We start from the raw sequence: 22,317 nt of genomic DNA, 5'->3' as shown, positions 1-22,317 counted from the left end.
CATACAGTCTATTGAGCGCCAGTCATAATCCTCTTTGTTGATAATGTTATTCACAGGGAAGAGACGATGAGTGATATAGCATTGACCGTTAGCGTATTGGCGCTGGTTGCGGTAGTTGGATTGTGGATCGGCAATGTAAAAGTGCGCGGTGTCGGCTTTGGTATCGGAGGCGTGCTGTTCGGCGGAATCATCGTCGGCCACTTCGTGGACCAGGCGGGCATTACGCTCAGTAGCCCAATGCTGCACTTTATTCAGGAATTCGGCCTGATTCTCTTCGTGTATACCATCGGTATCCAGGTGGGACCGGGCTTCTTCGCCTCGCTGCGCGTCTCCGGCCTGCGGCTTAACCTCTTCGCGATTCTTATCGTGATCCTCGGCGGTCTGGTCACCGCAGTCCTGCATAAACTGTTCGATATCCCTCTTCCGGTGGTGCTTGGCATCTTCTCCGGGGCCGTTACTAACACGCCAGCACTGGGGGCCGGGCAGCAGATCCTGCGCGACCTTGGCGTACCGTTTGATACCGTCGACCAGATGGGGATGAGCTATGCCATGGCCTATCCGTTTGGTATTTGCGGCATTCTGCTGACGATGTGGCTGGTTCGGCTGTTTTTCCGCATTAATGTCGAAAAAGAGGCCCAGCAGTTTGATGAGAACAGCGGCAACGGTCATTCGCATCTGCAAACCATCAACGTTCGCGTGGAAAACCCCAACCTGAATAATATGGCGATTCAGGATGTGCCAATGCTTAACAGCGATAAGCTGATTTGCTCGCGTCTCAAGCGTGAGGAGATGCTGATGGTGCCTGCGCCGAATACCCTGATTCAGCTTGGCGACCTGCTGCATCTGGTTGGGCGGCCAGAGGATTTACATAACGCTCAACTGGTGATTGGCAAAGAAGTCTCCACCTCACTCTCCACTCGCGGTACCGACCTGAAAGTTGAGCGCGTGGTGGTCACCAACGAGAAGGTATTGGGTAAAAGAATTCGCGATCTGCACTTTAAACAGCGCTATGACGTGGTTATCTCGCGCCTCAATCGTGCCGGGGTTGAGCTGGTCGCCAGCAGCCATGCCAGCCTACAGTTCGGCGATATCCTGAATCTGGTGGGCCGCCCGGAAGCGATTGACGCGGTTGCCGCCGAGCTTGGCAACGCGCAGCAAAAACTCCAGCAGGTGCAGATGCTGCCGGTGTTTATCGGCATTGGTCTGGGCGTTCTACTGGGCTCTATTCCGCTGTTTATTCCTGGATTCCCGGCGGCGCTGAAGCTGGGTCTGGCCGGCGGGCCGCTGATTATGGCGCTGATCCTCGGGCGTATCGGCAGCATCGGTAAGCTGTACTGGTTTATGCCGCCCAGTGCCAACCTTGCGCTGCGCGAGTTGGGAATTGTGCTGTTCCTCGCAGTGGTCGGACTAAAATCCGGCGGCGACTTTGTAGCGACGCTGATTGAAGGCGACGGTATGAGCTGGATTGTCTACGGCATCTTTATCACCGGTATACCGCTACTGGCAGTCGGGATTCTGGCGCGTATGTTTGCGAAGATGAACTACCTGACCCTGTGCGGCATGCTGGCCGGTTCAATGACCGACCCCCCGGCACTGGCTTTTGCCAACAACCTGCATGCCACCAGCGGCGCGGCGGCGCTCTCTTACGCCACCGTTTATCCGCTGGTCATGTTCCTACGTATCATCACTCCGCAGCTACTGGCGGTGCTGTTCTGGGGAATGGGTTAACGGATTTTCCGCGTGGACGCGCCGCAGATGGTAGTCCACCTGATACACGCTGGCGTTACGGAACATCACCGAGTAGTTAAGAAACTCGCCGCTGTCGCTGTAGGAAAGGGAGGTAATGCGCAGCAGCGGCGTTTGTTCTGGTACGTTCATCGACTGCGCCAGCTGCTTGTCAGCCAGCACTGGCGACAGCGTTTCATAGTTACCGCTGATGGTTATCCCGCACTCCTTCTCGATATAATCGAACTTCGATCCCTCCAGATGCACCAACGACAGATTACGAAATAGCTTCACCGGCATATAGCTGTCTTCCAGCATTAGCGGCTTGCCATCGACATAGCGCACCCGGCGCGAGAAGTAGATACGTTCATCAATTTGTATCCGCAGCAGGCTGGCGATAGCCGGAGGCGCGGGCATCACCTCGAAAACCAGTACCCGGCTCACCACCTCTTTGCCATGCTTGCGTAGTACCTCGGCCAGCCCGGTCAGATTGGTGGTTTCATGATGTAAGTCTTTGCGGGCGACATAGGTACCGGAACCGTGTCGACGCACCACCAGTCCCCACGCGACTAACAGATCGATGGCTTTACGGATGGTCATGCGCGCGACGCCGAACTCTTCCGCCAGCTTTTTTTCGCCTGGAAGCGGGCTGCCGATATCGAAATCGGAGGAATTCAGCCGCAGACGCAATCTGTCGGCGATGGATTTGTAGATCACCAGTAGACCTCTATTCACTATGTTGAAAACGATGATGAATGGACGATTGTCTATAAAAATTAAATGAATACATAAAGATAAAAACTATTCGTCATGGTGATTTCATAAGCCGAATTCATCATGTCTATTTTTTTATAAAAAAGTAGACAACATTGACGTAATTAAAACCATGAAAGCGATCACGAATCGCAACGGCGCCGCATGTTACCGCTCGGGCAAATTTCTATCCTCGTTTCAGGCCAGTACAAATAGTTACCCTGAATAATTCACCGCTGTACGTGAAGTATGCCGGGTATGAATAAGGCCACTCACCCTACGAGTTGTTACATGAGGATTTTCAAATGCTCAGTCAAATACAACGCTTTGGCGGCGCCATGTTTACCCCGGTTTTACTCTTTCCTTTCGCCGGGATCGTGGTGGGTATCGCCATTATGCTGCGTAACCCGATGTTCGTCGGCGAAGCGCTCACAGCACCCGATAGTTTATTTGCTCAGATCGTTCACATCATTGAAGAGGGCGGCTGGACCGTCTTTCGTAATATGCCGCTGATTTTCGCTGTCGGTCTGCCGATCGGCCTGGCGAAACAGGCTCAGGGCCGGGCCTGTCTGGCGGTACTGGTGAGTTTTCTCACCTGGAACTATTTCATCAACGCCATGGGGATGACTTGGGGCCATTTCTTCGGCGTCGACTTTTCCGTTGAACCGACCGCAGGCAGCGGCCTGACGATGATGGCCGGGATTAAAACGCTCGATACCAGCATTATCGGCGCGATCGTTATCTCCGGGCTGGTGACTGCCCTGCATAACCGCTATTTCGATAAACCGCTGCCGGTTTTCCTCGGCATCTTTCAGGGCTCCTCGTTTGTGGTGATTGTCGCTTTCCTGGCGATGATCCCCTGCGCCTGGCTCACCCTGCTCGGCTGGCCAAAAGTGCAGATGGGCATTGAGTCGCTACAGGCCTTTTTACGCTCCGCCGGGGCGCTGGGCGTCTGGGTATATATCTTCCTCGAACGCATTCTGATCCCGACCGGTCTGCACCACTTCGTCTACGGCCCATTTATCTTCGGTCCTGCGGTGGTAGAAGGCGGTATTCAGGTCTACTGGGCACAGCATTTACAGGAGTTCAGCCAAAGCACCGAAGCGCTGAAAACCCTGTTCCCGGAAGGCGGATTTGCGCTGCACGGTAACTCGAAGGTCTTTGGTTCGGTAGGCATTGCGCTGGCGCTTTACTTTACCGCCGCGCCGGAAAACCGCGTCAAAGTCGCCGGACTGCTAATTCCTGCCACTTTGACCGCCATGCTGGTAGGGATAACCGAACCCCTGGAATTCACCTTCCTGTTCATCTCGCCGCTGCTGTTTGCCGTCCACGCTGTACTGGCGGCGACCATGGCGACGGTGATGTATATCTGCGGCGTGGTGGGCAACTTTGGCGGCGGCCTGCTTGATCAGTTCCTGCCGCAAAACTGGATCCCCATGTTCCACAACCACGCGTCGATGATGTTTATCCAGATAGGCGTTGGCGTGTGCTTCACCGCGCTCTATTTCGTCATTTTCCGTGCGCTGATTCTGCGCCTGAACCTGAAAACGCCGGGCCGTGAAGAGAGCGAAATCAAACTCTACAGCAAAGCCGATTACCAGGCCGCGCGCGGTAAAACCAGCGTCGCAGGGGCAACGGATACCAAACTGGGTCAGGCCGCAGGCTTCCTGCAGGCGCTGGGCGGGGCGGGCAATATCGAGAGTATTAATAACTGCGCCACCCGGCTGCGTATTGCGCTGGTCGACATGGCGAAAACGCAAAGTGATGACGTGTTTAAAGCGCTGGGCGCCCACGGCGTTGTGCGCCGCGGTAACGGGATTCAGGTCATCGTTGGCCTGCATGTTCCCCAGGTCCGCGACCAGCTTGAAACCCTAATGAAAGATTCTCTACAGACCGAACAAACCACCATGACGGAGGCAGTATCATGAAAAAATTCTCAGTTGTTATCGCAGGCGGCGGCAGTACCTTTACCCCGGGCATCGTACTGATGTTGTTAGCAAACCAGGATCGCTTCCCGCTGCGGGCGCTGAAATTTTACGACAACGACGGCGCGCGTCAGGAGACCATCGCTGAGGCGTGCAAAGTGATCCTCAAAGAGCAGGCACCGGAGATTGAATTCAGCTACACCACCGACCCGCAGGCGGCCTTTACCGACGTTGATTTCGTGATGGCGCACATCCGCGTGGGCAAATATCCGATGCGTGAAAAAGACGAAAAAATCCCGCTGCGCCACGGCGTGTTGGGCCAGGAAACTTGCGGCCCTGGCGGTATTGCCTACGGCATGCGTTCTATCGGCGGCGTACTCGAGCTGGTGGATTATATGGAAAAATATTCACCGAATGCCTGGATGCTCAACTACTCCAATCCGGCGGCAATTGTGGCGGAAGCAACTCGTCGCCTGCGTCCGAACGCTAAAATTCTCAACATTTGCGATATGCCAATCGGCATTGAAGGGCGGATGGCGCAAATCGTCGGCCTGAAGGATCGCAAGCAGATGCGCGTGCGCTACTACGGCCTTAACCACTTTGGCTGGTGGACCTCGATTGAAGATCTGCAGGGTAACGATCTGATGCCGAAGCTGCGCGAACATGTGGCGAAATATGGCTATGTTCCGCCATCGAACGACCCGCACACCGAAGCGAGTTGGAACGATACCTTCGCCAAAGCGAAAGACGTGCAGGCGCTGGATCCGGATACGATGCCGAATACTTACCTCAAGTATTATCTGTTCCCGGACTATGTGGTGGCGCACTCCAATCCGGAACGCACCCGAGCGAACGAAGTGATGGATCATCGTGAGAAAAACGTCTTCAGCGCCTGTCGGGCGATTATTGAAGCGGGTAACTCTTCGGCAGGAGATCTGGAAATCGACGAACATGCTTCCTATATCGTCGATCTGGCGGCGGCTATTGCCTTTAATACCCAGGAACGCATGCTGCTGATTGTGCCGAACAACGGCGCGATTCATAACTTTGATGCTGATGCGATGGTGGAAATTCCATGCCTGGTCGGCCACAACGGACCGGAGCCGCTAACGGTCGGCGATATTCCTCACTTCCAGAAAGGGATGATGAGCCAGCAGGTGGCGGTGGAAAAACTGGTGGTGGATGCCTGGGAACACCGCTCTTACCACAAGCTGTGGCAGGCGATTGCGCTGTCGAAAACCGTACCGAGCGCCTCCGTTGCTAAAGCGATTCTCGACGACCTGATTGCGGCCAACAAAGAGTACTGGCCGGAACTGCGCTAACCTTGTCGACCGGCATCCAATGGGTGCCGGTCTGCATGTTTCAGGACCGATGATGGCGCGTAGCCAAACTTATGCTTAAACGCTTTGCTGAAATGAAATGAGTCAAAGAAGTTGAGCATATCCGCCACCTGACCCACCGAATTCCCCTCTTGTCTTAATAGCGAAAGCGCCAGTTCCAGCCGGGCATCCAGGTAGTATTCCTTCGGCGTTTTACCGGTATAGCGTAAGAACAGACGGCGCAGCCATGCCTCGCTGCAGGGGATGGTGGCAGCCATATCCGCGACGCTCCAGCGCCGTTGCAGGCTGCCATGCAGTGCTGCTATCAGTTTTTCAACTTGTATCCGCTGAGGGTCTTTTTTACCTTCAGCATAAATAAGGCAAATCCACTGATATATTATTTTGGTAAGAAAGGCAACCGCCAGATTATTTTTCATAGAATCAGGAGAGGTAATTAGACGTGAAACCTCCGCCAATTCCTGATTATAATTTTCGCCATTATAAATAACGCTTTGTTGCCGAATCGGAATATCCATAATGCTGGTTGGAGTAAATTCCATCCAATACTGTTCCCAGACTAAACCTTCGCAGTGATAGGACTGAATATCCGTTGGTTTTAAAAAAATAATACAGTTTCCGGTTAATGTGATTTTCTCGTCATTCTTTAGCAGAATTTTCCCACAGCCCTGAACGGTATAGACCGCCACCCATGAGTTGGCGATGAGGGGTTTTTTCTTATCGCGTGGCCAAATTACCCGATAATGTTCATCGGCGTAGGTATGCCATAGTGAGATCAAAGAAATTCCGCTTGAGATCACATTTTCGTTAATCAACAGGGGAATATTGTACGTAGTTTCGTTTTTTACATGCGAATTTTGCAAGTTTCCATTCATTTTATTTCCCCGTCGGAGAATTATGCCCACAACCTGAACATAACAGAAAAAATTCGTTCAGGGATATGACGTTTGTATTTTAAGAAATCTGACTGCCTGACCCGGTGAGCAATACCTCATGTTGGCTCTACAGCTGCCGGGACATAATGAAAAACAAGGGCTATGAGATGAATACGCTTCAAATTCTGAGCTTTGTGGGTTTTACGCTACTGGTGGCGGTAATCACCTGGTGGAAGTTGCGAAAGGCAGATACCGGTTCGCAACAGGGATATTTTCTGGCAGGACGTTCGTTAAAAGCGCCGGTGATTGCCGCATCGCTGATGCTAACCAATCTCTCGACGGAACAGCTGGTGGGATTGACCGGCCAGGCCTATCGTAGCGGGATGTCGGTGATGGCGTGGGAAGTGATCTCCGCGATTCCACTGATTTTTCTGGCGCTGATTTTTTTGCCGCGCTATTTACAACGCGGCATTGCGACCATTCCGGATTTTATTGAAGAACGCTATGACAAAACCACCCGTATCATTATCGACTGCTGCTTTTTGATTGCGACAGGGATCTGTTTTCTGCCCATCATCCTGTACTCTGGCGCACTTGCCTTTAACAGTATGTTCCATGTCACTGAGACATTTGGGATTTCGCAACACACCGCCATTTGGTTGATGGCTGTCGTGCTGGGGTTCTGCGGTATCCTGTATGCCGTCGTTGGCGGAATGCGCGCGATTGCGATTGCCGATGTGATCAACGGTATCGGCCTGGTGATTGGTGGCTTGATGGTGCCGTTATTCGGCCTGATGGCAATGGGCAAAGGTAGCCTGAGTGAAGGCATTACGCGCTTAACCGAAGACCACAGCCAGATGCTGAACTCCATCGGCGGCAGTAACGACCCGGTACCGATTGGCGCGGCGCTGACCGGGCTCATCCTGGTGAATACCTTCTACTGGTGTACTAACCAGGGGATTGTTCAGCGTACCCTGGCATCAAAAAGCTTGTCGGAAGGGCAAAAAGGGGCGCTCTTGACGGCGGTGCTGAAGATGCTGGATCCGCTGATTCTGGTTCTGCCCGGGGTTATTGCCTTCCACCTCTTCCAGGATTTGCCGAGTGCGGATATGGCCTATCCGGCGCTGGTGAACAAAGTGATGCCGCTGCCGCTGATCGGCTTTTTTAGCGCGGTGTTATTCGGCGCGATTATTAGCGCGTTCTGCGGCTTTCTCAACAGCGCCTCGACGCTGTTTAGCCTGGGAATTTATCGCCGTTTGATTAATGAGCAAGCCAGCCCTGACAAACTGGTTAGTGTAGGTCGTCGCTTTGGTTTCATCGTGGCGGTGGTTTCCGTGCTGGTTGCGCCGTGGATTGCCTATGCGCCGCAGGGACTTTACAGCTGGATGAAACAGCTCAATGGCATATACAACGTCCCGCTGGTTACCATCGTCATTATGGGCTTCTTCTTCCCGCGCATTCCAGCGCTGGCAGCAAAGGTTGCGATGGGGCTCGGCATCGTCAGCTATATCACTATCAACTATCTGGTGAAGTTCGATTTCCACTTCCTCTACGTGCTGGCCTGCACTTTCTGCATCAACGTAGTGGTGATGCTGATTATCGGCCTCATTAAGCCGCGCGCAACGCCGTTTAAATTCCATGATGCCTTTGCGGTAGATATGAAACCGTGGAAAAACGTGAAGATCGCCTCAATTGGTGTCCTTTTCGCGATGATTGGCGTCTATTCCGGTCTGGCGCAGTTTGGTGGTTACAACTCTCAGTGGTTGACGGTTCTTAGCTACGCCATCGCCGCCGCGGTCGTGATCTATTTGATCTACAGCAGCTGGCAAACAGGCCGCACAACCAATGTGAACGGTGTTTCTGACGTTAAGGAAAAATCATGAGTCGCCCCAATTTCCTGTTTATTATGACCGATACCCAGGCCACCAATATGGTGGGCTGTTACAGTGGTAAGCCGCTGAATACCAATAATATTGATAATCTGGCCGCTGAAAGTATCCGCTTCAATTCCGCCTACACCTGCTCGCCGGTATGCACCCCGGCGCGCGCCGGGCTGTTTACCGGGATTTACGCCAACCAGTCCGGCCCATGGACTAATAACGTCGCGCCGGGGAAAAACATCTCCACTATGGGGCGTTACTTCAAAGATGCGGGCTACCACACTTGCTATATCGGCAAGTGGCATCTCGACGGCCACGACTATTTCGGCACCGGCGAGTGCCCTTCTGAGTGGGATGCTGACTACTGGTTTGATGGCGCGAATTACCTCGCGGAACTGACCGAGGAAGAGATCAGCCTGTGGCGCAACGGCCTGAACTCGGTTGAAGATTTACAGCGATACGGTATCGACGAAACCTTTACCTGGGCGCACCGCATCAGCAATCGGGCGGTAGACTTCCTGCATCAACCCACGCGCGCCGACGAGCCGTTCCTGATGGTGGTGTCCTATGACGAGCCGCACCATCCGTTTACCTGCCCGGTGGAGTATCTGGAGAAGTATCAGGACTTTTATTACGACCTCGGGCCGAAGGCTCACGACTCGCTGGCGAACAAACCCGAGCACCATAGGCTATGGTCCGAGGCTATGCCGTCCCCGGTGGGCGAAGACGGGCGCTATCACCATCCGCTCTATTTTGCCTGCAACGACTTTGTTGATGACCAGATTGGTCGGGTGATCGATGCCTTAACCCCGGAACAGCGGGAGAATACCTGGGTGATTTACACCTCCGATCACGGCGAGATGATGGGCGCGCATAAGCTCATCAGTAAAGGCGCGGCGATGTATGACGACATCACCCGTATCCCGCTGATAATGCGCCCGCCGCAGGGGGAATCCCTGCAGATCGATACGCCGGTCAGCCATATCGACCTGCTGCCGACGATGATGGCGCTGGCGGGCATCGATAAGCCGGATATCCTGCCGGGGGAAAACATCCTGCAAGCCGAAACGCCGCGCGGTGTGATGGTGGAATTCAACCGTTATGAGATTGAGCATGACAGCTTTGGCGGTTTTATCCCGGTGCGCTGCTGGGTGACCGATGAGTACAAACTGGTGCTCAATCTGTTTACCAGTGATGAACTGTATGATCGGAAAAATGACCAGGATGAGCTACATAACCTGATCGATGTCCATGAATTCGCCGACGTTCGCTGCCGGATGCACGATGCGCTGCTGGATTATATGGATAAGATCCGCGACCCGTTCCGCACCTATCAGTGGAGCCTGCGCCCGTGGCGGCCTGAGGCCCAGCCGCGCTGGATGGGCGCTTTCCGCCCGCGTCCGCAGGACGGCTATTCCCCGGTAGTACGTGACTACGACACCGGCCTGCCGACCCAGGGCGTGAAGGTTGAGGAGAAAAAGCAGAAGTTCTGAGTTGAGAAGCCTGCAGGCGGAGATTCCTGCAGGCCGTTTTCCGCAGGCGGCTAAATCGGTGAACCACCGCCGAGAAAGGAAAATATCAGGATTAACAGAATGATGCCGCAAACCAGGCCGATACCAAAAAGCAGAGCATGGAAAGCGAGAGTTCCGCCGCCAAAGATTAATGCACCGCTGATGCTCCAACCATTTTCCTTGCGCATACCGCCAATGAAGGCGCAAACCAGCGCAATAACTGCGAGTAAAATCCCCGCGTTATCAAGTATTTTATCGATATCGACAGCTTTTTTCTCTGCGATAATCTGTGGCTTCTCTCCCTTCAATCCGGCGATAATGCCTTTTTTGACGGAAGAGACTTTTTCGGCAATCACGCCTTCCAGCGTTGGTGGTGGAGCAGAAAAGGGGCCAACGGAGAAATGGAATATGCCAAGAATCAGTGCTATGGCGCCGAAGAGCATGCCCAATGAACTACATTTATTTTGCGATATGGTTTCCATCTAACCTCCCTGTGGTGGATAGCAAAAGCATATCAAGGTAACGGTGTTTACAATAATTAAAATGAGCAGGGATGGCGTTTTACCTGTGAACACAAATCAAGGAGTCATGATGAAAATATCCCGCCTCGGCGAAGCGCCGGACTACCGTTTCTCGCTGGCCAACGAACGTACCTTTCTGGCGTGGATCCGCACCTCTCTTGGCTTTCTGGCCGGTGGCGTTGGTCTGGACCAGCTGGCGCCGGATTTTGCCACGCCGCTGATTCGCGAAATTCTCGCCCTGCTGCTGTGCCTGTTTGCCGGCGGTCTGGCGATCTACGGCTATTTGCGCTGGCTGAGCAACGAAAAGGCGATGCGGCTCAAGCAGGACCTTCCCTACACCCGCACTTTGCTGCTGATCAGTATTTTGCTGACGATTGTTATCGTGGTGGTGATGGCGCTGGTGCTCTATGCCGGATAATCGCCGGGCGCGTCGCGAGAGCGATCCGGGCCTGCAGCCGGAGCGTACGTCGCTGGCCTGGTTCCGCACGCTTTTGGGCTATGGCGCGCTGCTGGCGCTGGCGATTAAGCACCACTGGCATCAGGCGGGGTTACCGTTCTGGATCTCGCTGTGCATATTGCCGTTCGTCGCCATCATCCTCTGGCGTTATACCCGCAGCCGCAATTTGATGGACGTTGAGCAGAGTGATTTTGTTCAGCGGCAGGCGGTTCGTGACAAATTTTTGATCGCATTCGCAGTACTTTCTCTGTCATTGCTGTTTGCTATAACGCACATACGACAGGTGATTTTGTTTATTAAGGATGTGATATGACAGGATGTCAGGCAGATTACGGTGACGATCAGCACTGCGGCAACTGCAAATCTCTGGTGAGCGATATCCCGGTGCAGGAAGTGGTTATCCATCGTCAGGAGTGTGAAAACCCCGAGCGTGTCTACCTTCAACTGAGCGCGAAGGGGGCCGTGGCTATCAAGTTTATTCCTCATCTGCAGCCCACCGATGCCCGGCTTTGGGGGGACTTTCTCTGCGCGGTGTTTGCTATTTGGGTCAAGGAAGACGCGAACCGCATTGTGGTGCCGCTGTTTGAGGCCACGCTACGTGCCTGGCGCGGTGAGGCGGTGCGTTATGCTAACAATCCACCGGGGCCGGCCTGCGCGGGCTGCCCTTGGCTAAGATTATGCGGCGGCGGCTGCCCGCAGCTGCGTCTGGAAGATGGCTCCAATGCGCTATGCGAGGGATACCGGCAGTTTTACAGCTGGAGCGCCCCCTATATGCGCGTCCTGCGTGATTTACTCAATCAGCACCGCTCGCCGGTTGAACTGATGCATCTGCTGCGCTAAAAAAATGGCGACGAGAGAGCCTCTTCGTCGCCATGCTGTTTACCTGTCTACAGACTTAACGCCCCTTCGCCAGATACTGCGCCATCTCCTCTTCCGGCACCATACCGCCGCCGGTCGCCCACACCAGATGGGTGGCGTTCTGCATCTGCTCAGCGGTGAAACCGTGCATCTGCTGATACGCCTGGCTGGCGCACACCCGCTGTGGCCCGGCCATTCCCGCCAGAGCGGACGGCTCCAGACGCAGGTTTTCTTCCTGTGCCAGCCAGCCCAGCATGTCGTACATGGTCTGGTCATCTAGAGAATAGAACCCATCCAGCAGGCGCTCCATCGCCCGGCCAACGAAGCCCGACGCGCGGCCTACGGCCAGACCGTCGGCGGCAGTCAGATTATCAATCCCCAAATCCTGAACCGAAATCTCATCATGCAGGCCGGTATAGACCCCCAGCAGCATACAAGGCGAGTGGGTCGGCTCGGCGAAGAAGCAGTGCACGTGGTCGCCGAAGGCCAGCTTCAGGCCAAATGCCACCCCGCCGGGGCCGCCGCCGACGCCGCACGGCAGGTAAACAAATAGCGGATGATCGGCATCCACCACGCGTCCTTCGCGAGCAAACTGCGCTTTTAGCCGCTCACCGGCCACGGCATAGCCAAGGAACAGGGTGCGAGAGTTCTCATCATCAATAAAGAAGCAGTTCGGGTCCGATTCGGCGGCTTTACGTCCCTGCTCGACCGCCACGCCGTAATCCTCTTCGTACTCCACCACGGTAACGCCGTGGCTGCGTAGTTTGGCTTTTTTCCACGCCCGGGCGTCGGCGGACATATGTACCGTCACCTTAAAGCCGATACGCGCGCTCATAATGCCAATCGACATCCCGAGGTTGCCAGTGGATCCAACGGCGATGCTGTACTGGCTAAAGAACTGCCTGAATTCCGGGGTCAGCAGCTTGCGGTAGTCATCGGAAGTTTTTAACAAGCCTGCGTTGATAGCCAACTTCTCCGCATGGGTCAGCACCTCGTAAATGCCGCCGCGGGCCTTAATCGAGCCGGAAATCGGCAGGTGGCTGTCTTTTTTCAGCAACAGATCGCCGCTAATCGGCTGGCTGAAGGCTTTTTCCAGCCGGGCTTTCATTGCCGGGATAGCGACCAGCTCCGACTCGATAATACCGCCGGTCGCGGCGGTTTCCGGGAAGGCTTGCGCCAGATACGGTGCAAAGCGATCGAGCCGGGCGTGGGCGTCCTGAACGTCTTCAGTCGTTAAACCAACATAGGGTAAACCTTCCGCCAGCGATGTTGTTGACGGGTTAAACCAGGTGGTTTCTTTCAGGGCAATCAGATCCTCCAGCAGAGGAAACTGTGCGATTAAAGTGGTCATGTCAGCGTTTTTCATATTACGTCCTTCGCGCTCAGATGATGAAAGAAAGCAGGAATGTACCGGCCAGTGCAAGTAACGAGGCGATAAAGGTCGCCGTTGTATAGTACTTGAACGTTTCGTTGAGGCTTGCGCCGCAGTACTGTTTAACCAGCCAGAACAGGGAATCCGTTACGATAGTGCAGCCAATCGCGCCTGAGCCGATGGCGATAGCAATGATTTCCGGGCTCACGCCGGGATAGAGCGGCAGCATTGGTGCGACGATAGCTGTTGCGCCCATCATCGCCACAGTGGCGGAACCGACAGCGGCGTGCAGAATCAGTGCCACCAGCCAGGCTAGCAGAATTGGGTGCATGTCGAGGTTTGACAAAATCACCGCCAGCGTATCGGCCAGGCCGCTGGTTTTCAGAATGGCGTTGAAGGCCCCGCCAGCGCCGATAATCAGCAGAATATTGGCAATCGAACCGAAGCAGTTTTCCGTATGCGTCAGCAGGGTGCTCATCCCCATATCCTGGCGAATGCCCAGCACGTAGTACGCCACGAAGACGGCGATAAACATCGCGGTGATTGGGTTACCGATAAACTCCAACAGCATGTACAGCGTGCCGCCTTTGGCCATATTCAGTTCGGCAACGGTTTTTACCAGCATCAGACCGATTGGCAGCAGCACCGTAAATAGCGTGGCGCCGAGCGACGGTAGCGTCTCTTCTTTGCGCACTTCCAGGTTGGAAAACTCAGCCGGAACCGCTTTAAACGGCAGACGGTTGCCGAGTAGACGCAGGAACAAGGGGCCGCCGACCAGAGATGCCAGCAGGCCCACCAGCAGACCATAGACGATCACCGTGCCGATATCCGCGCCCAGCTTGTTGGCAACGAACAGCGCCGCCGGATGTGGAGGCACCACGCAGTGCACAGCCATCAGCGCCGTACACAGCGGGATTGCCAGCTTGAGCAACGACGTGTTGGTCTTTTTGGCAATGGAAAACGCCAGTGGGATAAGCAGAACGACGCCCACTTCAACGAATAGTGTAATCCCGCAAATCAGGCCCACCAGCACCATAATGACATCCGCTGACAGCCAGCGGCAGCGCTGGAGCGTCAGGCCGATGCGTTCCGCCGCGCCGGAAACCTCCATCATCTTGCCGAGAATGGTTCCCAGCCCAATGACCGCCGCCAGGAAGCCCAGCGTGCCGCCAATCCCGCTCTCAATGGCGTTAACCATATCCAGCGGGCTCATCCCCATCATTGCGCCAACGAAAAAACTCGCCAGCAGCAGCGCCAGGAATGGGTGAAACTTCAGTTTGACGATAGTTATCACAATCAACACGATGCTGATAAGCAACGTGCTCACAACCCAGATCTGAGATTCCATACCCCACCTCGCCTGTGAATAATCTGTGGTTATTGAACAGAAAAACAGCATGCGCTGACAAACGATATAAATGACGCTTCAGGTGAATCAGATTGAATCAAAAAGGTGATTTGGCTCTAAAATAGTCTAATTATTGTGTTATGAATCACTTTTATTCATCTTTAAAGTGCGGTCAGGGCGAAAATTTTCTTACAATCGACGCTGAAAAGCGAAGGAGCAAGAAATGGAAACGCTAAAAGATCTGGGTAACCGGCTGCTTAACGGCTGGCAGTTGTCGAAGCTCTATACCTTTGAAGTCGCTGCCCGGCATGAGTCGTTTGCGCTGGCGGCGGAAGAGCTATCGCTGACGCCGAGCGCGGTCAGTCACCGAATAAACCAGCTTGAAGAGGAGCTGGGGATCCAGCTGTTTGTGCGATCGCATCGCAAGGTGGAACTGACGCATGAAGGCAAGCGGGTGTTCTGGGCGCTGAAATCCTCGCTGGACAGCCTCAATCAGGAGATTCTGGATATAAAAAACCAGGAGCTGTCGGGAACGTTAACCGTCTATTCGCGCCCGTCCATCGCCCAGTGCTGGCTGGTTCCGGCGCTGGGTGATTTTACCCGTCGCTACCCGTCGATCTCGCTCACCGTGCTGACCGGCAACGATAACGTCAATATGCAGCGTGCGGGGATCGACCTGGCGATTTACTTTGATGATGCGCCCTCATCGCAGCTCAGCCATCATTTTCTAATGGATGAGTCCATCGTGCCGGTTTGTACGGCGGATTACGCACGCCAGCATCAGCTTCAGCAGAATCCCGATAATCTTCGTCACTGTACGCTATTACATGACCGTCAGGCCTGGAGCAACGATTCCGGTACCGATGAGTGGTTTAGCTGGGCGCAACAATTTGCGATTAACTTGCCGCAATCGTCGGGAATTGGCTTCGATCGTTCCGATTTAGCGGTGATTGCGGCGATGAATCACGTTGGTGTGGCGATGGGGCGTAAACGGCTTGTGCAAAAGCGCCTCGATAGCGGGGAGCTGATCGCACCGTTCGGCGACATGATGCTGAAATGCCACCAGCACTATTATGTGACGACATTGCCGGGCCGTCAGTGGCCGAAAATCGATGCGTTTATCAATTGGTTGCAGAGTCAGGCGCAATTATGATGACCGGATTGTTTTGCTAGCCCAGGCAGGCGCTGACTGGGCTACGGGTTCACTGCCCCTGCGATCGGGTACCCGGACAGGTGCGCAGCACCGCCTCCGGGAAAAGAGCAGGCTTATAATACCTTCGATAAATAATGGCGCTCCATACCCACATGCGGGAAATCCGGCAGCGACATCTGTAGCTGATAACCCAATTTCTGATAAAACGGCAGCGCCTGAAAGCTGAACGTATCCACCAGCATGTGGCTACATCCGCGCTCCCGCGCCTGGTTTTCCGCTTCCTGCATCAGCTCGCTACCCAACCCGCTGCCGCGCGAAGCTTCACTGACCCACAGATACTCAATACACAGCCAGCTGCCTTTGCGTTTGGCTATCAACCCCCCACGCATCACGCCAGCATCATCGCGTGAATAAACCCCCAGCTCACCAAACTGCGCCGGGTCCAGAAAACGTAAATTGTATTCCCGCAGCCCCGTCAGCAGCTCCTCCTGGTCGGCGGGATTAATGCTATCTGTTATTATTAATGCCATTAATTATCTCCATTTTTTATTTTTCACAGACTATTCACCACTCTACTTTCACAAAATATTCTTATTTTCTCCATTATTTCCTGACTAAATTTCACCCACTAAATGTTGTGTAAAAAACCTTCCCATCATTCGGCATAGACGTATAATGGGCAAAAATGAGAATGATCACTCTCAAAATAATAAAGTAGGGAGAAACCCATGAGTCATCCCCTTTAGCAGGCATAACTGCTCGGGTCAGAGTCTGTAACCGCCATCTGACACCGTACTCGCCGTTCGGGGGAACTCTCGGAAAAACCGTTTAATTTATAGCGGTAATAACCGAGTCATTTACTGCAAACAGGAATATTTATTTTCCATTTGTTATTTGTGCTTGCCCGGAGATGCATCATCGACCGGCCCATCACCCCCGCCAATAAATTTGCGGGGCGGACGTCGTTCATCCTGAGAAAATATAATGAAATACACCATCACACCCATCGCAGCAGCTGCATTATTTCTCCTTAGTGGATGCGATAACGCGCAAACTTCCGCCCCACAGCAAATGGTCCCGGAAGTTGGCGTCGTCACCTTGCAAGGCCAGCCCGTTCCGGTGGTGAGCAGCCTTACGGGCCGCACTACCGCCTCGCTAAGTGCCGAGGTGCGCCCGCAGGTCGGCGGTATCGTACAAAAACGCCTGTTTACTGAGGGCGATATGGTCAAAGCTGGACAAGCGCTGTACCAAATCGACCCGTCCAGCTATCGGGCAACATTTAACGAAGCTGCCGCGTCGCTGAAACAGGCTCAGGCGCTGGTCACCGCCGACTGCCAAAAAGCCCAGCGCTACGCGGTGCTGGTGAAAGATAACGGTGTCTCCCGCCAGGATGCCGACGACGCGCTGTCGACCTGTAATCAGGATAAAGCCAGCGTTGAGTCGAAAAAGGCGGCGCTGGAGAGCGCGCGCATTAACCTGAACTGGACCACTGTCACCGCGCCGATTGCCGGGCGTATCGGTATCTCCTCCGTGACGCCGGGCGCGCTGGTTTCCGCCGATCAGGATACCGCGCTGGCGACGATCCGCGGACTGGATACGATGTACGTCGATCTCACCCGATCCAGCGTCGATCTGCTGCACTTGCGCAAGCAAAGTCTGGCGAGCAACAGCGATACCCTTAACGTCACGCTGACCCTTGAAGATGGCAGTACCTACAGCGAAAAAGGTCGTCTGGCGCTGACCGAAGTGGCGGTGGATGAATCAACCGGCTCGGTCACGCTGCGCGCGGTCTTCCCTAATCCGCAGCACGTGCTGCTGCCGGGAATGTTCGTTCGCGCCCGCGTCGACGAAGGCATTATGGATGATGCAATCCTTGCCCCGCAGCAGGGTATCACCCGCGATGCTAAAGGCGATGCGACCGCGCTGGTGGTCGACACCAGCAGCAAAGTTGAGCAGCGTAGCGTGGAAACAGGCGACACCTACGGTGACAAATGGCTGATCGTCAACGGCCTGAAGAGCGGCGATAAGCTGATTGTTGAAGGCACCAGCAAAGTTGTGCCGGGCCAGCAGGTGAAAGCCGTCGACGTTAAAAACGATGGAGGCAACGCCTGATGTTCTCTCGTTTCTTTGTGCGACGCCCGGTTTTCGCCTGGGTTATCGCCATTCTGATTATGCTTGCCGGGATTCTGGCGATCCGCACTCTGCCGGTTGGCCAGTACCCTGACGTCGCGCCGCCGGCGGTAAAAATCTCCGCCACCTATACCGGGGCCTCTGCGGAAACCCTGGAAAACAGCGTCACCCAGGTTATCGAACAGCAGCTCACCGGCCTGGATAACCTGCTCTACTTTACGTCTACCAGCAGCTCCGACGGCTCGGTCAGTATTACCGTGACCTTCGAGCAGGGCACCGACCCGGATACCGCGCAGGTTCAGGTACAGAACAAAGTGCAGCAGGCGGAATCACGCCTGCCGAGCGAAGTTCAACAATCCGGCGTGACGGTAGAAAAATCGCAGAGCAGCTTCCTGCTGATCCTCTCGGTGTATGACAAAAACAACAAAGCCACCAGCTCCGATATCTCCGACTGGCTGGTGAGTAACATGCAAGACCCACTGGCGCGTATTGAAGGCGTCGGTAGCCTGCAGGTGTTCGGCGCGGAGTACGCCATGCGCATCTGGATGGACCCGACCAAACTAGCCTCTTATTCGCTGATGCCTTCCGATGTGCAATCGGCGATTGAAGCGCAGAACGTGCAGGTTTCCGCCGGTAAAATCGGTGCGCTGCCCACTTCTAACGCTCAGCAGCTGACCGCCACCGTGCGCGCCCAGTCGCGCCTGCAAACCGCCGCCCAGTTCAAAGAGATTATCGTTAAGAGTAAAACCGACGGCTCGGTGGTACGCCTGAGCGATGTCGCCCGCGTCGAAATGGGCAGCGAAGATTACACCGCCTCCGCCAACCTCAACGGCCACCCGGCCGCCGGGATCGCGGTGATGATGGCCCCCGGCGCCAACGCACTGAACACCGCGACGCTGGTGAAAAGTAAGATTGCCGAATTCCAGCGTCAGATGCCGCAGGGCTACGATATCGCCTACCCGAAAGACAGCACTGAGTTCATCAAAATCTCGGTTGAGGATGTGATTCAGACGCTTTTCGAGGCCATCATCCTCGTGGTCTGCGTGATGTATCTGTTCCTGCAAAACTTCCGCGCCACGCTGATCCCGGCGGTGGCGGTTCCGGTCGTGCTGCTGGGCACCTTCGGCGTGCTGGCGCTGTTCGGTTACTCCATCAACACCCTGACGCTGTTTGCGATGGTGCTGGCGATAGGCTTGCTGGTGGATGATGCCATCGTGGTGGTGGAAAACGTCGAGCGTATTATGCGTGATGAAGGGCTGCCCGCTCGCGAAGCTACTGAAAAATCGATGGGTGAAATCTCCGGCGCGCTGATCGCCATTGCGCTGGTGCTCTCGGCGGTATTCCTGCCGATGGCCTTCTTCGGCGGCTCCACCGGGGTTATCTACCGCCAGTTTTCGGTGACCATTATCTCGGCGATGATGCTCTCCGTGGTGGTCGCGCTAACCTTAACCCCGGCGCTGTGCGGCGCGCTGCTGAGCCATTCTAAACCGCATACCAAAGGCTTCTTCGGCGCCTTTAACCGCTTGTGGGGACGCACCGAGCAGGGCTATCAGCATCGTGTTGTCGGCGGCCTGCGCCGCTCGGCGATGATGATGGGCGCTTTTGTCCTGATTTGCGGCGGCATGGCGCTGGCGATGTGGAAACTGCCGGGCAGCTTCCTGCCGACCGAGGATCAGGGAGAAATCATGGTCCAGTACACGCTGCCTGCCGGGGCAACGGCGGTGCGCACCGCTGAGGTTCGCCGCCAGGTCACAGACTGGTTCCTGAGCAAAGAAAAAGCTAATACCGATGTGATTTTTACCGTTGACGGCTTTAGCTTTAGCGGTAGCGGACAGAACGCCGGGATGGCCTTCGTATCGCTGAAAAACTGGTCCGAACGTAAAGGCGAAGCCAATACCGCTCAGGCTATCGCCCTGCGCGCCACCAAAGAGCTGGGCAGCATTCGCGATGCCACCCTGTTCGCCATGACCCCGCCGTCGGTGGATGGTCTGGGGCAGAGCAACGGTTTCACCTTCGAGCTGATGGCCAGCGGCGGCACCGATCGCGATAGCCTGATGAAAATGCGCAGCCAACTGCTGGCGGCGGCCAATCAAAGTTCTGAACTGCAATCGGTGCGCGCCAACGATCTTCCGCAGATGCCGCAGTTGCAGGTGGATATCGATAACAACAAAGCCGTGTCGCTCGGGCTGTCTTTGAGCGATGTCACCGATACCCTCTCCAGCGCCTGGGGCGGTACCTACGTCAACGACTTTATCGATCGCGGTCGCGTGAAAAAGGTTTATATCCAGGGCGAAAGCGATGCCCGTGCTGTGCCGTCCGACCTCGGTAAATGGTTCGTGCGCGGCAGCGACGATAGCATGACGCCATTCTCCGCCTTCGCCACCACCCATTGGCAATATGGCCCGGAAAGCCTGGTACGCTACAACGGCTCCGCCGCCTTTGAAATCCAGGGCGAGAACGCCAGCGGCTTTAGCTCCGGCGCGGCAATGGACAAGATGGAAGCCTTAGCCAATAACCTGCCTGCCGGTACCACCTGGGCATGGAGCGGCATGTCGCTGCAGGAAAAACTGGCTAGCGGCCAGGCGATGAGCCTTTACGCCATCTCAATTCTGGTGGTCTTCCTGTGCCTGGCAGCGCTGTATGAGAGCTGGTCGGTACCATTCTCGGTCATCATGGTTATCCCGCTTGGGCTGCTCGGCGCGGCGCTGGCGGCATGGATGCGCGGTCTGAACAACGACGTTTACTTCCAGGTGGCGCTGCTGACCACCATCGGCCTGTCGTCGAAGAACGCCATTCTGATCGTCGAATTCGCCGAATCGGCGGTGGAAGAGGGGTATTCGCTATCACGAGCCGCGATGCGCGCCGCGCAGACCCGACTGCGACCCATTGTGATGACTTCGCTGGCGTTTATCGCCGGGGTTCTGCCGCTGGCGATCGCTACCGGAGCCGGGGCTAACAGCCGCGTGGCAATCGGTACCGGGATTATCGGCGGGACCCTGACGGCAACGCTGCTGGCGGTGTTCTTCGTGCCGCTGTTTTTTGTGCTGGTGAAACGCTTCTTCACCCGCCATCGCTCTTCTCAGGAGTAAGTTATGTTTCGTTTCACCTTGGTTTTTGTCGCGCTCCTGACGGCGGGCTGTGTCTCCCTCGACCCGAACTATGAGCGCCCGGCAGCACCCATTCCGGCCACCCTGCCGGGCAGCCACGGCGAGGCCACCGCGGTGGTCAGCGACTGGCAGCAGGTGGTGAATGACGCCCGCCTTAAAAAAGTGGTGAGCATCGCGCTGACCAGCAACCGCGACGTGCAGAAAGCGCTGGCCGATATTGAAGCTGCCCGCGCCCAGCTTGGCGAAACGCGCGCCGCGCTGTTTCCGACTCTCGACGCCGAGCTAAGCCATACCCGCAGCAAAACGGTCGCCAGCGGCCTGACGTCGTCATCGGAAGCCGACGGCGCGGTCTCCAGCTTCGAGCTGGATCTGTTTGGTAAGAATCAAAGCCTGACGCGCGCGGCGCGGGAGACCTGGCTTGCCAGCGAATTCACCGCCCAGAATACACGTCTGACGATGATTGCCGACCTGACCACCGCCTGGGTAACGCTTGCGGCGGATAACAGCAACCTGGCGCTGGCTCAGGACACCATGGCCAGCGCGGAGAACTCGCGCAAAATTGTCACTCGCCAGATGGAGGTCGGCACCGCCTCGGCAAGCGACCTGAGCGATGCCGAAAGCGTTTACCAGCAGGCGCGCGCCAGCGTCGCCAGCTACCGCACGCTGGTAGCGCAGGATAAAAACGCCCTCAATCTGCTGGCCGGGGAAACCGTGCCGGATAGCCTGCTGCCCGGCACCCTGGAAAGCCTCGGCGATCGCAGTATCACCCTGGTTCCGGCGGGCGTCTCTTCATCGGTCCTGCTGCGTCGTCCAGATATCCAGGAAGCAGAGCATAATCTGAAAAGCGCTAACGCTGATATTGGCGCGGCGCGAGCCAACTTCTTCCCGTCTATCTCGCTGACCGCCAGCGCCGGGGTCGGCAGCGATTCGCTCTCTTCACTGTTCAGTCACGGCATGCAGGTGTGGTCATTCGCGCCGTCCATCAGCCTGCCGTTGCTTACAGGCGGCAGTAATCTGGCGCAACTGCGTTATGCTGAAGCGGAGAAAAAGGGGCTCATTGCTACCTATGAGAAGACGATTCAAAGCGCCTTCAAGGATGTCGCCGACGCGCTGGCGCGGCGGGAAACGCTTAGTGAGCAGCTGGATGCGCAGAATAAATATGTCGCGGCGGAGCAGAAATCGTTGAATATTGCGATGAAGAGCTATCAGGCCGGGGTAGGGGATTATCTGTCGGTGCTAACCGCCCAGCGCACGCTGTGGTCGGCGCAGGCTACGCTTATCTCCCTCCAGCAAACGGACCTGGAAAACCGTATCACCCTCTGGCAGTCGCTGGGAGGCGGCGCCAGCTAATGTTTTTTCCGGGCG

Annotated in this window: 18 protein-coding genes; 12 read left to right on the top strand and 6 right to left on the bottom strand. The window is 55.5% G+C overall.

The annotated features are described in order from the left end of the window. The first annotated feature begins 66 nt into the window (after positions 1-66). On the top strand, positions 67-1,728 hold the full coding sequence (locus HV127_RS06745) for a putative transporter (protein WP_182235404.1): 1,662 nt from the start codon (positions 67-69) through the stop codon (positions 1,726-1,728). Here HV127_RS06745 and HV127_RS06740 read toward each other — a convergent pair. Continuing rightward, entirely contained in the window at positions 1,696-2,442 is a 747-nt protein-coding gene (locus HV127_RS06740) for a GntR family transcriptional regulator (protein ID WP_182235403.1), read from the bottom strand. The genes HV127_RS06745 and HV127_RS06740 overlap by 33 nt on opposite strands. Positions 2,443-2,783: 341 nt before the next feature. Here HV127_RS06740 and HV127_RS06735 point away from each other — a divergent pair, with 341 nt between their 5' ends. Together HV127_RS06735 and HV127_RS06730 are read left to right on the top strand one after the other, a co-directional pair. Next, positions 2,784-4,406, top strand: coding sequence for an alpha-glucoside-specific PTS transporter subunit IIBC (locus HV127_RS06735; protein ID WP_182235402.1), 1,623 nt, complete (start codon positions 2,784-2,786; stop codon positions 4,404-4,406). Then, positions 4,403-5,725 carry a 6-phospho-alpha-glucosidase gene (locus HV127_RS06730; protein WP_182235401.1) on the top strand — a complete coding sequence of 441 codons (1,323 nt, stop codon included), beginning with the start codon at positions 4,403-4,405 and terminating at the stop codon, positions 5,723-5,725. Before HV127_RS06735 ends, HV127_RS06730 begins: the two co-directional genes overlap by 4 nt. Here HV127_RS06730 and HV127_RS06725 read toward each other — a convergent pair. Then, positions 5,722-6,615: an AraC family transcriptional regulator gene (locus HV127_RS06725; RefSeq protein ID WP_182235400.1), complete on the bottom strand. Its 894-nt coding sequence runs from the start codon at positions 6,613-6,615 to the stop codon at positions 5,722-5,724. The genes HV127_RS06730 and HV127_RS06725 overlap by 4 nt on opposite strands. A gap of 167 nt (positions 6,616-6,782) precedes the next feature. Here HV127_RS06725 and HV127_RS06720 point away from each other — a divergent pair, with 167 nt between their 5' ends. Further along, positions 6,783-8,498, top strand: a complete 1,716-nt coding sequence (locus HV127_RS06720; protein ID WP_182235399.1) for a solute:sodium symporter family transporter — start codon at positions 6,783-6,785, stop codon at positions 8,496-8,498. Then, positions 8,495-9,988 (top strand): sulfatase-like hydrolase/transferase, encoded by a 1,494-nt coding sequence (locus HV127_RS06715; RefSeq protein WP_182235398.1) that lies wholly within the window; start codon positions 8,495-8,497, stop codon positions 9,986-9,988. Before HV127_RS06720 ends, HV127_RS06715 begins: the two co-directional genes overlap by 4 nt. Before the next feature lie 50 nt (positions 9,989-10,038). Here the strand turns inward: HV127_RS06715 and HV127_RS06710 are convergent, their stop codons facing one another. Continuing rightward, a complete protein-coding gene (locus HV127_RS06710) occupies positions 10,039-10,488 on the bottom strand; it encodes a hypothetical protein (protein ID WP_182235397.1) in 450 nt (149 codons plus the stop codon). Between the two features lie 109 nt (positions 10,489-10,597). Here HV127_RS06710 and HV127_RS06705 point away from each other — a divergent pair, with 109 nt between their 5' ends. From HV127_RS06705 to HV127_RS06695, 3 genes are read left to right on the top strand one after another with little or no spacing between them, the layout of a single operon-like run. After that, positions 10,598-10,945, top strand: a complete 348-nt coding sequence (locus tag HV127_RS06705) for a DUF202 domain-containing protein (protein ID WP_004107145.1) — start codon at positions 10,598-10,600, stop codon at positions 10,943-10,945. After that, on the top strand, positions 10,935-11,297 hold the full coding sequence (locus HV127_RS06700; protein ID WP_181484341.1) for a DUF202 domain-containing protein: 363 nt from the start codon (positions 10,935-10,937) through the stop codon (positions 11,295-11,297). Before HV127_RS06705 ends, HV127_RS06700 begins: the two co-directional genes overlap by 11 nt. Then, positions 11,294-11,824: a radical SAM protein gene (locus tag HV127_RS06695; RefSeq protein WP_182235396.1), complete on the top strand. Its 531-nt coding sequence runs from the start codon at positions 11,294-11,296 to the stop codon at positions 11,822-11,824. The genes HV127_RS06700 and HV127_RS06695 overlap by 4 nt, the downstream gene beginning before the upstream one ends. Positions 11,825-11,879: 55 nt before the next feature. Here HV127_RS06695 and dsdA read toward each other — a convergent pair whose 3' ends face one another. After that, positions 11,880-13,208 (bottom strand): D-serine ammonia-lyase, encoded by a 1,329-nt coding sequence (gene dsdA / locus HV127_RS06690; RefSeq protein WP_182235395.1) that lies wholly within the window; start codon positions 13,206-13,208, stop codon positions 11,880-11,882. Between the two features lie 16 nt (positions 13,209-13,224). Further along, positions 13,225-14,562 (bottom strand): D-serine transporter DsdX, encoded by a 1,338-nt coding sequence (gene dsdX, locus HV127_RS06685; protein ID WP_182235394.1) that lies wholly within the window; start codon positions 14,560-14,562, stop codon positions 13,225-13,227. A 223-nt stretch (positions 14,563-14,785) separates the two neighbouring features. On the opposite strand from dsdX, the gene dsdC reads away from it, so the two are divergent. Continuing rightward, on the top strand, positions 14,786-15,715 hold the full coding sequence (dsdC, locus tag HV127_RS06680) for a DNA-binding transcriptional regulator DsdC (RefSeq protein ID WP_182235393.1): 930 nt from the start codon (positions 14,786-14,788) through the stop codon (positions 15,713-15,715). A gap of 113 nt (positions 15,716-15,828) precedes the next feature. Here the strand turns inward: dsdC and HV127_RS06675 are convergent, their stop codons facing one another. Then, positions 15,829-16,245 (bottom strand): GNAT family N-acetyltransferase, encoded by a 417-nt coding sequence (locus tag HV127_RS06675; RefSeq protein ID WP_182235392.1) that lies wholly within the window; start codon positions 16,243-16,245, stop codon positions 15,829-15,831. Positions 16,246-16,699: 454 nt separating this feature from the next. On the opposite strand from HV127_RS06675, the gene HV127_RS06670 reads away from it, so the two are divergent. From HV127_RS06670 to HV127_RS06660, 3 genes are read left to right on the top strand one after another with little or no spacing between them, the layout of a single operon-like run. Continuing rightward, positions 16,700-17,827: an efflux RND transporter periplasmic adaptor subunit gene (locus HV127_RS06670; protein ID WP_182235391.1), complete on the top strand. Its 1,128-nt coding sequence runs from the start codon at positions 16,700-16,702 to the stop codon at positions 17,825-17,827. Next, positions 17,827-20,934 carry a multidrug efflux RND transporter permease subunit EefB gene (eefB, locus tag HV127_RS06665; protein ID WP_182235390.1) on the top strand — a complete coding sequence of 1,036 codons (3,108 nt, stop codon included), beginning with the start codon at positions 17,827-17,829 and terminating at the stop codon, positions 20,932-20,934. Before HV127_RS06670 ends, eefB begins: the two co-directional genes overlap by 1 nt. 3 nt (positions 20,935-20,937) lie before the next feature. After that, positions 20,938-22,302, top strand: a complete 1,365-nt coding sequence (locus tag HV127_RS06660) for an efflux transporter outer membrane subunit (RefSeq protein WP_182235389.1) — start codon at positions 20,938-20,940, stop codon at positions 22,300-22,302. Positions 22,303-22,317 lie beyond the last annotated feature (15 nt).

The organism is Klebsiella sp. RHBSTW-00215 (assembly GCF_014103785.1).
Lineage (GTDB): Bacteria > Pseudomonadota > Gammaproteobacteria > Enterobacterales > Enterobacteriaceae > Klebsiella.
This window is presented reverse-complemented; position numbering and strand designations above follow the sequence as displayed.

Excerpts from the sequence above, each read along its gene's own strand:
- HV127_RS06675 (WP_182235392.1), bottom strand. The coding sequence starts at position 16,245 with ATGGCATTAATAATAACAGATAGCATTAATCCCGCCGACCAGGAGGAG.
- HV127_RS06725 (WP_182235400.1), bottom strand. The coding sequence starts at position 6,615 with ATGAATGGAAACTTGCAAAATTCGCATGTAAAAAACGAAACTACGTAC.
- HV127_RS06695 (WP_182235396.1), top strand. The coding sequence starts at position 11,294 with ATGACAGGATGTCAGGCAGATTACGGTGACGATCAGCACTGCGGCAAC.
- dsdX (WP_182235394.1), bottom strand. The coding sequence starts at position 14,562 with ATGGAATCTCAGATCTGGGTTGTGAGCACGTTGCTTATCAGCATCGTG.
- HV127_RS06670 (WP_182235391.1), top strand. The coding sequence starts at position 16,700 with ATGAAATACACCATCACACCCATCGCAGCAGCTGCATTATTTCTCCTT.
- HV127_RS06705 (WP_004107145.1), top strand. The coding sequence starts at position 10,598 with ATGAAAATATCCCGCCTCGGCGAAGCGCCGGACTACCGTTTCTCGCTG.
- HV127_RS06735 (WP_182235402.1), top strand. The coding sequence starts at position 2,784 with ATGCTCAGTCAAATACAACGCTTTGGCGGCGCCATGTTTACCCCGGTT.
- eefB (WP_182235390.1), top strand. The coding sequence starts at position 17,827 with ATGTTCTCTCGTTTCTTTGTGCGACGCCCGGTTTTCGCCTGGGTTATC.
- HV127_RS06720 (WP_182235399.1), top strand. The coding sequence starts at position 6,783 with ATGAATACGCTTCAAATTCTGAGCTTTGTGGGTTTTACGCTACTGGTG.
- HV127_RS06745 (WP_182235404.1), top strand. The coding sequence starts at position 67 with ATGAGTGATATAGCATTGACCGTTAGCGTATTGGCGCTGGTTGCGGTA.
- HV127_RS06660 (WP_182235389.1), top strand. The coding sequence starts at position 20,938 with ATGTTTCGTTTCACCTTGGTTTTTGTCGCGCTCCTGACGGCGGGCTGT.
- HV127_RS06715 (WP_182235398.1), top strand. The coding sequence starts at position 8,495 with ATGAGTCGCCCCAATTTCCTGTTTATTATGACCGATACCCAGGCCACC.
- HV127_RS06710 (WP_182235397.1), bottom strand. The coding sequence starts at position 10,488 with ATGGAAACCATATCGCAAAATAAATGTAGTTCATTGGGCATGCTCTTC.
- HV127_RS06730 (WP_182235401.1), top strand. The coding sequence starts at position 4,403 with ATGAAAAAATTCTCAGTTGTTATCGCAGGCGGCGGCAGTACCTTTACC.
- dsdC (WP_182235393.1), top strand. The coding sequence starts at position 14,786 with ATGGAAACGCTAAAAGATCTGGGTAACCGGCTGCTTAACGGCTGGCAG.
- dsdA (WP_182235395.1), bottom strand. The coding sequence starts at position 13,208 with ATGAAAAACGCTGACATGACCACTTTAATCGCACAGTTTCCTCTGCTG.
- HV127_RS06700 (WP_181484341.1), top strand. The coding sequence starts at position 10,935 with ATGCCGGATAATCGCCGGGCGCGTCGCGAGAGCGATCCGGGCCTGCAG.